General features: G+C 66.3%; 9 protein-coding genes and 1 pseudogene. 7 read left to right on the top strand and 3 right to left on the bottom strand.

From position 1 onward, the window contains the following. A pseudogene (locus CVV76_RS14730) lies at positions 1-288 on the top strand (integrase core domain-containing protein); the annotation flags it as partial. Between the two features lie 238 nt (positions 289-526). Here CVV76_RS14730 and CVV76_RS14725 read toward each other — a convergent pair. From CVV76_RS14725 to CVV76_RS14715, 3 genes are all read right to left on the bottom strand, one after another. Continuing rightward, positions 527-1,417, bottom strand: coding sequence for an isocitrate lyase/PEP mutase family protein (locus CVV76_RS14725; RefSeq protein ID WP_102225417.1), 891 nt, complete (start codon positions 1,415-1,417; stop codon positions 527-529). A gap of 31 nt (positions 1,418-1,448) precedes the next feature. Beyond that, a complete protein-coding gene (locus CVV76_RS14720) occupies positions 1,449-2,831 on the bottom strand; it encodes an MFS transporter (protein ID WP_102225416.1) in 1,383 nt (460 codons plus the stop codon). A 66-nt stretch (positions 2,832-2,897) separates the two neighbouring features. Continuing rightward, the gene (locus CVV76_RS14715) at positions 2,898-3,587 is read right to left on the bottom strand and encodes a GntR family transcriptional regulator (RefSeq protein WP_199178617.1); all 690 of its coding nucleotides are present in this window, start codon (positions 3,585-3,587) and stop codon (positions 2,898-2,900) included. A 340-nt stretch (positions 3,588-3,927) separates the two neighbouring features. Between CVV76_RS14715 and CVV76_RS14710 the strand changes: the two genes are divergently transcribed. Genes CVV76_RS14710 through CVV76_RS14685 form a run of 6 tightly spaced genes read left to right on the top strand, consistent with a single transcriptional unit; the run spans position 3,928 to position 9,716 of the window. Beyond that, positions 3,928-4,917, top strand: a complete 990-nt coding sequence (locus tag CVV76_RS14710) for a MurR/RpiR family transcriptional regulator (RefSeq protein ID WP_102225414.1) — start codon at positions 3,928-3,930, stop codon at positions 4,915-4,917. Next, complete coding sequence (locus CVV76_RS14705; RefSeq protein WP_102225413.1) at positions 4,914-5,912, top strand: ABC transporter substrate-binding protein; 999 nt, start codon at positions 4,914-4,916, stop codon at positions 5,910-5,912. Before CVV76_RS14710 ends, CVV76_RS14705 begins: the two co-directional genes overlap by 4 nt. A gap of 10 nt (positions 5,913-5,922) precedes the next feature. Then, entirely contained in the window at positions 5,923-7,701 is a 1,779-nt protein-coding gene (locus CVV76_RS14700; RefSeq protein ID WP_158243164.1) for an ABC transporter permease, read from the top strand. Beyond that, a complete protein-coding gene (locus tag CVV76_RS14695; protein WP_102225411.1) occupies positions 7,698-8,873 on the top strand; it encodes an ABC transporter ATP-binding protein in 1,176 nt (391 codons plus the stop codon). The genes CVV76_RS14700 and CVV76_RS14695 overlap by 4 nt, the downstream gene beginning before the upstream one ends. Then, on the top strand, positions 8,767-9,510 hold the full coding sequence (locus CVV76_RS14690) for a COG4280 domain-containing protein (protein WP_102225410.1): 744 nt from the start codon (positions 8,767-8,769) through the stop codon (positions 9,508-9,510). The genes CVV76_RS14695 and CVV76_RS14690 overlap by 107 nt, the downstream gene beginning before the upstream one ends. After that, the gene (locus CVV76_RS14685) at positions 9,510-9,716 is read left to right on the top strand and encodes a hypothetical protein (RefSeq protein WP_102225409.1); all 207 of its coding nucleotides are present in this window, start codon (positions 9,510-9,512) and stop codon (positions 9,714-9,716) included. The genes CVV76_RS14690 and CVV76_RS14685 overlap by 1 nt, the downstream gene beginning before the upstream one ends. Positions 9,717-9,745: the final 29 nt, after the last annotated feature.

Below are 9,745 nucleotides of genomic sequence, written 5' to 3'. Positions count from 1 at the left end.
AAGGAGATCACCGGCAGGACCGGGAGCGAAGCCCCGATTACGCCATCTCAACGAGACAGTGTTCCACAATCTGGCTTACGCGCGGATCGTGATCGTCGCCTGGGCTGCCGACGACAATACCGAACGCCCACACTCGGGCTTGAACTACCAGACCCCCGCTGACTGCGCGCGGGTCCTGATCACCGCAATTGCCCGTCACCCTGAGCGAAGCCGGAAAACTCTGCCTCCGGGCGGTCCAACGTTGGGATGCGGATCAATACCAACCGGGCTCCGGTTGCAGCTGGGTGAAAGACCCGTGGCAGGTCATATAATCCCGTCAGGCAGCATTCACCGCTTGGCTTCCTGGGCCCCACCGCATTCGAGCGAAGGGGCCGTGGAGTGAGATAAACGCTCTCCAGAAAACCGGGCAAGTCCGGTCGGCCTTTGACCTGAATACGAAGATTGTGAGACAGCCGAGGCGAAATTTGCGCGCCCTCGACAAGCTGCGAAGTGCAGCACCATCCTGCTGTCCCTCCTTCAGTCCATCCTACGACGCGTGATCCTTGTCGAACTGCCACACGGCGGGAAATCCCATCAGGTCGCACATCTTGTCAAAGGGATAGAGCGCGTCGCCTGCCTCAAGGGTGCCGCGCCGCGCCTTAACATCCGTGTAGACCCGACGCAGGGCCTCGGCGACGGCGCAGAAACCGGACCCCGGGTAAATCGCCAGCGAGAAACCGAGCGCCTGAAGCCGGTCCGGCGACAGCTGCGGCGTACGCCCGCCCTCGACGATGTTGCACAGGAGCGGGAGATCGAAGCGGGCGCCGATCGTCTCCAGCTCCTCCTCACTCTCCGGAGATTCCACGAACAGCACGTCCGCCCCCGCCTTGCCGTAGGCCTCGGCCCGGCGCAGGGCATTGTCGAGCCCGAGCGAGGTGCGCGCGTCGGTCCGCGCGACGATCAGGAAATCCGGATCCTCGCGCGTTTCCACCGCGACCTTGATCTTGCGCACCATGTCGTCGGTCTCGATCACCCGGCGGCCGGGTGTATGACCGCACTTCTTGGGGAATTCCTGGTCCTCGAGCTGGATGCCGGCGGCACCCGCGCGCTCGTATCCGCGCACGGTATGGGCCACGTTCAAGAGGCCCCCGTAACCGGTGTCGCCGTCGCAGATGATCGGCGTTTGCGCGCCACCACAGAAGGTGGTGACGCGGTTCACCATGTCGGTATAGCTGGCAAGACCTGCATCGGGCACCCCGAGGTAGGAAGCGACGGTGCCGAAGCCGGTCATGTAGAGGCAGTCAAAGCCCATCTGGTCTGCCATCTTCACCGAGATCATGTCGAAGACCCCCGGCGCGACGACAAGCGTATCGCCGGCAAGCTTGCGGCGCAGCGCCTTGCGCGCCGAGGTGGCGGGTTCAAAAGCGTGGTCGGTCATTGTTGGTGTCCTCGGATCGTGGATTGTCGTGTCAGATGTTTTCCGGGCGGCTGCGCCCCTGCGGCACCGCGTCGGGAGTGCCGGTGTCGATGTCTTCCAGCGTTCGGTGATTGGTCTCGGTCCCCGCGACCGCGATGACGACCGCCATCGAGATGAGCATCGCGGTCACCATGGCCAGCACACCCGCCGTGTTGCCGCCGGCATAGACGGCTACAACCGCTTGCGGCGCGATGATCCCGGCGACCCGGCCTGCCGCACCGGAGATCCCGGCGGCGCGCATCCGGACCGCCGTGCCGAACATCTCGGGGATGTAGGTCGCAATGCCGAGCGCCACCATCAGGTAGGTGCAGCTGAACAAAAGGAAGCCGTAGACCGTGGCTTCGGTCATGCCGCTCGCGTGTCCGTAGAGCCAGCCCAGCACAGCCGCCACGATGGCCACGCAGACCAGTCCGTTGCGGCGCCCGATCCGGTCGGCCAGTACGACACCGAGAAAGGCGCCCGCCGGCCCACCGAGGGACATCAGCGTCGTATACCCCAGCGACGACCGCAGCGGCAGGCCCTGCGCGATCAGGAAGGTCGGGATCCAGACGATGAAGCCGTAGATCACGAAGTTGATCACGACCTGAAGCCAGATCGACACCAGCGTGCGGGACAGAAGCGGCGGCCGGAACAGCGACCAGAAGCTTCCCTCGGACACGGCCGATCCGACGGGCGTTTGCACCGGGGGAAGGCTGCCGCCGCCAGCGCATTCCCGCTCGATCTCGTCCATCAAGGTATTGGCGTCCTCGGTACGCCCCTGCGATTCCAGCCAGCGGGGCGATTCCGGCATCGCCTTGCGCAGGTACCAGATCACCAGCGCACCGACGCCGACGATCGCGAACATCGCGCGCCAGCCGATCGTCGGGATGATCAGGTAGCCGAGTGCGGTCGAGACGAAGAGCGCCGAGTTCGTTATCAGGGACAGGTAGGACGACCACTTGCCGCGTACCTTCGGCGGAATGAACTCGCCGATCGAGCTGTATCCGATCACGATCTCCGCCCCGAGGCCCAGCCCCATGAAGAAGCGCGCGACGATCAGAAACCACATGTTCGGCGCAAGGGCACCTGCGAGCGAGGCGAGACCGAAGATCATCAGGTTGAACTGGTAGGTGAACTTGCGTCCCTTGGCATCGCCCAGAAACCCCGCGGCGAAGGCGCCGATCAGCATGCCGAAGAAGGTCGCCGACAGGAACGCCGCGGTCAGGTGGATGTTGGACCAGCCCTGCTGGTTCAGCGCCCCGAGGACCCCGCCGGCGAGGTAGATGTCGAAGCTGTCGAGGAACATTCCCGCGCCGATCAGCCAGAGCAATCGGCGGTGGAATGAAGTTGTCGGAAGCCGATCAAGTCTCGGCCCGGCGTTCACGGCCAGGGTCATTGCGAATCCTCCTCTGTTCGCGATGTAGCCGCCCCCGCCGCCCCTCCCGGCCGCGAGGGCGGCCAGTCAGGTCTCCGTCTCTGGTTCGGGATGTTCCGCGCGGCGCACCACGGAGGTACGGGCGGCCAGGATGTGGCACCGCATGATCGCTTCGGCCCAGGCGCGCTCGCCCGTCCGCAGGGCCTGAACCAGCTCCAGATGTTCGCGTATGCTGCGCATATGGTCTCCGTCCCCGAAGGTGGCGAAGGTCCAGCGGATCAGCGGAACGTCCTTGATTGCAGCGAGAGATTGCTCGAGTCGGCGATTGCCTGCGGCCGCGGCGATCTGATCATGGAACGCCTTGTTTGCCTCGAACCAACGATCCACGATCGCCGCTGCGCCTTCGGCGTGAAACATGTCCTGCATCTTGAGGGCGAGCGCCTCGAGCTCGTCGATCTGAGCGGGCGTCGCGCGCAAGGCAGCCTGACCAGCGAGCCAGGGCTCGATCAGCGCCCGCGCCTCGAAGATCTCCTCGATATCGCGCATCGACCACTGGGTAACCCGCGCACCCCGGTTCGGCAGCAGCTCGACCCAGCCTTCGCCGCCGAGCCGGCGGATGGCTTCGCGCACCGGGGTGCGGCTGACGCCGAGTTCCTCTGCAATGTGAATCTCCCTGAGGTGCGCGCCGGGAGCGTAGCGTGCGGACGAAATGCCTTTCTTGAGCGCTTCGTAGACGCTCTGCTGCATGTCCTCTCGATTTGCGCCATCCAACAGCATTGTATGCATTTCTTCGGAAGTTCTGGCGTAATTCCCTGTAAATCAGCGAATCATCACGGCTATTTTTCATAAGTGCATACAATCTTGATTTAGAAGTCAAGACGGTCGAGAAGCAGGGCGGACAGGCCGGCTGCCCCCGCGTCACGGAAAGCCTTGAAGATATTGGCGGGGTTTGCCGGTACCCGCGCTGTCGTTGCGCGGGACGAACCGGATCTCGCATCGCCGCATGCGCCGACCCGATGGAACCCCGGTGCCACGAAGCCGTGATCGACACCGTTACCTGGCTGTCGTGATCGCTTCCTATGCACGTTCCCGGTAGCGAATTCTTCCGGGGGTCATCATGGGCAGGGACAGTGGAGCACGCATCGGCTTTGACCTGCGGGTCGAGACGGCGGCGCCGCAACTGCCCCCGGCCGAGGCGCGGATGGCGCTCTTCTTCGCCGCGCAGAAGGAGGCGGTCGTGCTGAGTTCGGCCGCGCAGATCGCCGAGGCGGCGGGGGCCAGCGATGCCACCGTCGTACGCACGGCACGCTCGCTGGGCTATGCGGGCCTCTCCGAGATGCGCGAGGACATTCTGGCCGAACTGACCGGGGCGGCTTCGCCAGCACGCCTCCTTTCGCGCACGCTGGACGCGGCGGGCGAGGGACCTGCGGCGATCCTCGATCATGTCCTTTCGCTGCATACCGCGGCGCTCGGGGCACTGACGCGGCCAGAGACGGCCGCGGCGTTCGCCCGGGTGCTCGACCTGATCGCGGCGGCGCCCATGCGGTATGTTTTCGGCATCGGTCCCTCTGGCGCGATCGCCGATTATGCGGCGTTGCAGTTCAACCGCATCGGGTTGCGCAGCCATACCCTCAGCAGCCCCGGGATCGCCCTGGCCGACCGCCTGGCCTGGCTCGCGCCGGGCGACGTCGTCGTGATGCTGGCCTATGCGCCGATCTATCGCGAGGTCGAAGTCGTGCTGGATCGTGCGTCGGAACGCGGCGCCAAGGTCGTTCTGATCTCGGACAGTCTTGGGCCGCAGGTGGGCGACCGGGTGGTCGAGATGCTCGCCGTCCCGCGTGGCAGATCGGAACATCTGTCGATGCACGGTGCGACCATGGTGCTGATCGAGGCGCTGATCCTTGGCCTTGCTGCACAGGACCGCGACCGCGCAATCGCGGGGCTCGACACGGTGGGGCGACTGCGTGGCCGCCTGGATCGCGACTGGATCAAGCGCGGCGTCCACCGCTCGGTGCCTGCCGCGCCCGCCGACGCACCTGTCGCCCTGCGGGCGGCGCCGAAAGTTTCCAACCCAAGCCAAACCTCCGGAAAAGGGAGAAAAGGATGAAGACCTGGAAGATCACCGCGCTGGCGACCGTGCTGGCCAGTGCCGCCGCACTGCCGGCGATGGCCGACATCGTGATGTACGACAAGCTAGACTTCGCCAAGGACGTGGCCGCGGCCTTCACCAAGAAGACCGGGATCAAGGTCGATGTGGTACAGCCCGGATCCACCGGAGAGCTCTTGGGCAAGATCGCGGCCGAGGGCGACAACCCGCAGTTCGACGTGGTCTGGGTCGACGGTTCGGCCGTGCTGACGCGGATGCTTGAAAACGGGGTAGTCCGGCCGGTGCCGGAAAAGATCCTCAAGCAGGTGCCCTTCACCAAGCTGGGCGAAAGCCTGATCCCGGCGAACCACGCTTTCATCCCGACCGGTGCCTCGACCACCGCGATCGAAGTGGGCAGCAAGAAGGTCGCCAAGGCCGACTGGCCGCACGGCTGGGCCGATCTCGCCAGGTTCAAGGGGGCGGTCGCCGCGAAGGACCCGAACTTCTCGGGCCCGGCCTACCAGTGGCTTGCGGGTCTCTTTCAGACCAATGGGGTTGAAGGTGGCAAGAAGCTTTTGCAGGAGGTGCTGACTTCGAAGTCGCTGGCGAGCTTTTCGTCGGGTGGCAAGATCAACAAGGCGATCCTGACCGGCGATGCCAAGATCGGCATCAACCAGGACAGCTCGATCATCGCCAAGATGCGCAAGGGCGAGCCGGTGCAGGTGATCTATCCCAAGGAAGGGTCGGTCGCATTGCCCGAGGGGCTGGCGATCTCGGCCAAGTCCAAGCACATGGCAGAGGTCGAGAAGTTCATAGCCTTCGTCTTCTCGAAGGAAGGCCAGGCGGCGCAGTCGGGCGGGGATGATACCGACATGTACTACATCCCGGTGGTGAAGGGCATCAAGGCCAAGGGCGACCGTCCGACCGACATCAACTTCATCCAGCTGGACGACAAGGCCGCGGCCGCGCACGAGACCGCGTGGAAACAATGGTACCGCGACACCTTCGTTCGGTAATGGCATGCGCGTGACCGAGACACTTGGCGCGGCGGGCGGAGCCTCCGCCGCGCCGACCCTGCGGCGCCGGGGCGGCGCGCGCTGGCGGGCGGCAGGGGCGACCCTGCCGATCCTCGCCGTTTTCCTGTTGCTGATCGGCCTGCCACTGGCCACCGTCATCGGCCAGTCGGTGTTTCCCGACCTCTTTGCGCTGCGCAACCCCAGCTTCGCCTTCAACCCTGCGCCACTGATCCACGCGCTCAGCACAAGATGGGCCCTGCAATCGCTGCTGCATTCGCTGGAACTGGGTATGGTTGCCGCGTTGACCTCTACCGCATTGGGGGCGGGTTATGCGATCCTGACCGTGCGTTTCGCCCTGCCGTTGAGATGGCTGATCGTGCCAGTGCCGTGGCTGGTGTTTCTGATGCCCTCATACCTCAAGGCGCTGGCCTGGGTGCTTCTGATGATGCCAGGGGGCTACCTCGTGCAACTGGGGGTGATCCCGCCCGACACGGCCCGCGGATTCTTCAGCCTGGGCGGGCTGGTCTTCGTTCATACGCTGAGCCTGTTTCCACTGCCCGCCTTCATCGTCGGTGCCGCGCTCGCAGGTTTTGGTGGCGAGTTGGAGGAGGCCGCGCGGCTTTCGGGCAATTCGCCCTTCGCGATCTTTCGCAAGGTCACCCTGCCGCTCCTCGCCCCTGCGCTGGCGCTGAGCCTTATCGCCACCTTCGCCGAGGTGCTGTCGGACTTCGGCCTCGCCGCGACGATCGCGCATCAGGCCCGCTTTGGCCTGCTCACCTACGGGATCTATACCGCCGTCGCCGACTATCCGATCGACTTTCCCGCCGCGGGCGCGCAGGCGCTGATCCTCTTGTGCCTGATCCTTGCAGCGGTCTTCGCCGACCGGATGCTGCGGCGCCAGGGGCAGGCGCGGCTGATCTCGGGCCGGTCGCGCAGTGCGAGGCCGCCGTCGCGCGGGCCGTGGCGCTGGCCGGTCGCCGGTATCGCGCTGGTGGTGGCGACCCTCGCGCTCTGGCTGCCGCTGGCGGCGATCGCGGGGCGGGCCTTCACCGCGACGCTGGGCAACGGGCTGGCGGTGGCGAACTTCACCACCGCGAACCTCACCGCCGTCCTGAGCTATGGCACCGATGCGAACGCCGCCTTCCTCGACTCCTTCGGCTACGCGCTGGTCACGGCGCTGGCCGCAAGCCTGATCGCGCTGATCCTCGCCGCAAGGGTCGAGGCGGCGGGCACGGGGCTGCGCGGCGCGGTTCTCGGCCTTGCGATCGGCACGGTGGCGATCCCCGGGATCGTGCTGGGCTTTGGCTACATCCTCGTGTGGAACCGGCTCCCGGGCTTCACCGGCTGGCCGCTCCCGCATTACGGCCGGCCCTCGCTGCTGGTCACCGGCTACATTGCCGCGTCGTTGCCCTATTGCCTGATCGTGATCCTCACCGCGCTGGGACAGCTCTCGCCCAGCCTCGACGCCGCCGCGCGGCTGTCGGGCCACGGCCCGATGGCGCGGCTGATGCGGGTGACGCTGCCGCTGATCCTGCTGGCGGTTCTGACCGCGTTCCTGCTCACCTTCATCCGCACGATCTTCGAACTGCCTATCTCGCAGCTCCTGATACCGCTGAAGGGCAGCCCGCTGCCGCCCCTCGTCGTCAATCTCTTCGATCATGACGAAGACGGGCTCGCCTCGGCGCTGTCGTTGATCTCGATGCTGGCGGCGGGCGGCGTCGCCGGAACCCTCTGGATTATCCTGCGCCGACAGCTAACCTTCGGCCGCGGGACAGGAGACCGCTCATGACCCAGGCGTTGACCTGCAGATCCATCGCCAAGACGCTTGGCGGCAAGCAGATCCTGAAGGGGCTCGACCTTGCCGTGAAACCGGCCGAGGTGGTCTCGCTCCTGGGTGCCTCGGGGTCGGGCAAGACCACGCTACTGCGGATGATCGCGGGGCTGATGGATCCCGACGCGGGGGAGATCGCGTTGGGCGAGCGCGTCGTCTGGTCGCCCGCCCTCAATATCCCGGCCGAGAGGCGCCGGATCGGCATGGTGTTCCAGGACTACGCGCTCTGGCCGCACATGAGCGTCGCGGAGAACCTTGCCTTCGGTCTCAGGCCGCAGCGTCTGCCCGCGGCCGAGGCCCGGGCCCGGATCGACCACGCACTGGGCGCGACACGGATGTCGCCGTTCCGCGACCGCCGCCCGCAGGACCTGTCGGGCGGTCAGCAGCAGCGCGTGGCGATCGCCCGCTGCCTTGCCGCGCGGCCCGCGCTGATGCTGTTCGACGAACCGCTCTCGAACCTCGACGCGGCATTGCGCGAGGACATGCGCACCGAGATGATGAGCCTCGTGCGCCGCGAAGGGATCACCGTCGTTTACGTCACCCATGATCAGGGCGAGGCGATGGCGATGTCGGACCGGATCGCGGTGATGCGGGCGGGCGAGATCGCCCAGTTCGACACGCCGCAGCGCCTTTACGACGCGCCCGCAGACCCCTTTGTCGCTGGCTTCATCGGCGGGTTCAGCCTGATGGCGGGAGAGGGGTGCGGCGGCCGCTTCGTTCCCGCGGGCGGAGAGACAGCACTTCTGACGGACGGGTCCGTCGCGGATGGTGCCGCCGTGCTGGTGGTCCGGCCCGAGGACGTCCGGCCCGCCGAAGCGCATCCCGCCACGCGGATCCGGGGCCGCGTTCTGAATGCGGCCTTTCATGGCCGCTGCTGGCGGCTACTGGTCAAGACTGGCGGCGGGCTGCTCCGTCTCGACTGGCCAAGTCACGCGCTGGCCGGCGATCTGATCACCTTCTCGCTGCCGCCCGCGCGATGTCGCGTATTGCCCGCGCCTGCCACGTCCAACGGAAAGGACACCCATGGACATCCCGTCGATCCTGCCCACACTGACCGCCTCGTTCCTGGCCTCCACGGTCGAGGTCGTCGAGGCTTTCACCATCGTGCTGGCGGTCGCGCTGACCCGTAGCTGGCGCCCGGCGCTGATCGGCACATTTGCCGCGCTGGCGCTTCTGGCCGTGCTGGTGGCCATATTTGGCCCGCTCTTCGCGCTGATCCCGCTTGGTCTGATGCAATTCGTGATCGGTTCGATGCTGATCCTGTTCGGCATGCGTTGGCTCAGGAAGGCGATCGGCCGTGCCGCGGGCTACATCGCGCTGCATGACGAGGCCGCGGCCTTCGCGCGCGAGACCGATGCCCTGAAACGTCAGGCGGGGGAGGCACGGGCCGACTGGCTGGCCGGGATGGCCGCGTTCAAGGCCGTGCTGCTGGAAGGGATCGAGGTGGTTTTCATCGTGATCGCCGTGGGCACCGCGCACCGGATGACAGGGATCGCGGCCCTCGGGGCCTTGGCTGCCGCACTCGCGGTGCTGATCCTCGGTGCGCTGGTCCACAAGCCGCTTTCGCAAGTGCCAGAGAACACGCTTAAATTCACCGTGGGGCTGATGTTGAGCGCCTTCGGCATCTTCTGGACGGGCGAGGGCATGGGCGCGCCCTGGCCCGGTGCGGACCTGTCGATCCTCGGGATCTTTCTGGTGCTGCTGGCGGTCTCGCTCTCCGCCGTCACGATCATGCGCGGCGTCCGCGCCCGGCAGGAGGCCGCCTGATGCAGCTGATGTCTTCGATCCTCAAGGAACTCTATGGCCTGTTCGTCGACGATGGCAGCCTCGCGCTGCAACTGGTCGTTCTGATCGCGGTGCTGGCGGCCCTGGCGAAGTCGGGGAGCGTGGCCCCGCTGCCCGCCGCCTTTCTGCTGATCCTCGGGTGCATCGCGATCCTCGGGTTCAGCCTGCACCGGATGACACGGCGGTAGCGGGAACGACGGCAGGATCGAGCAGCTAA

The sequence above is a fragment of the Acidimangrovimonas sediminis genome (assembly GCF_002871005.1).
In the GTDB taxonomy this organism is placed as follows: domain Bacteria; phylum Pseudomonadota; class Alphaproteobacteria; order Rhodobacterales; family Rhodobacteraceae; genus Acidimangrovimonas; species Acidimangrovimonas sediminis.
This window is presented reverse-complemented; position numbering and strand designations above follow the sequence as displayed.

Bases quoted from the DNA above. Each gene is read 5' to 3' on its own strand.
- CVV76_RS14725 (WP_102225417.1), bottom strand. From the start codon at position 1,417: ATGACCGACCACGCTTTTGAACCCGCCACCTCGGCGCGCAAGGCGCTG.
- CVV76_RS14720 (WP_102225416.1), bottom strand. From the start codon at position 2,831: ATGACCCTGGCCGTGAACGCCGGGCCGAGACTTGATCGGCTTCCGACA.
- CVV76_RS14715 (WP_199178617.1), bottom strand. From the start codon at position 3,587: ATGCTGTTGGATGGCGCAAATCGAGAGGACATGCAGCAGAGCGTCTAC.
- CVV76_RS14710 (WP_102225414.1), top strand. From the start codon at position 3,928: ATGGGCAGGGACAGTGGAGCACGCATCGGCTTTGACCTGCGGGTCGAG.
- CVV76_RS14705 (WP_102225413.1), top strand. From the start codon at position 4,914: ATGAAGACCTGGAAGATCACCGCGCTGGCGACCGTGCTGGCCAGTGCC.
- CVV76_RS14695 (WP_102225411.1), top strand. From the start codon at position 7,698: ATGACCCAGGCGTTGACCTGCAGATCCATCGCCAAGACGCTTGGCGGC.
- CVV76_RS14690 (WP_102225410.1), top strand. From the start codon at position 8,767: ATGGACATCCCGTCGATCCTGCCCACACTGACCGCCTCGTTCCTGGCC.
- CVV76_RS14685 (WP_102225409.1), top strand. From the start codon at position 9,510: ATGCAGCTGATGTCTTCGATCCTCAAGGAACTCTATGGCCTGTTCGTC.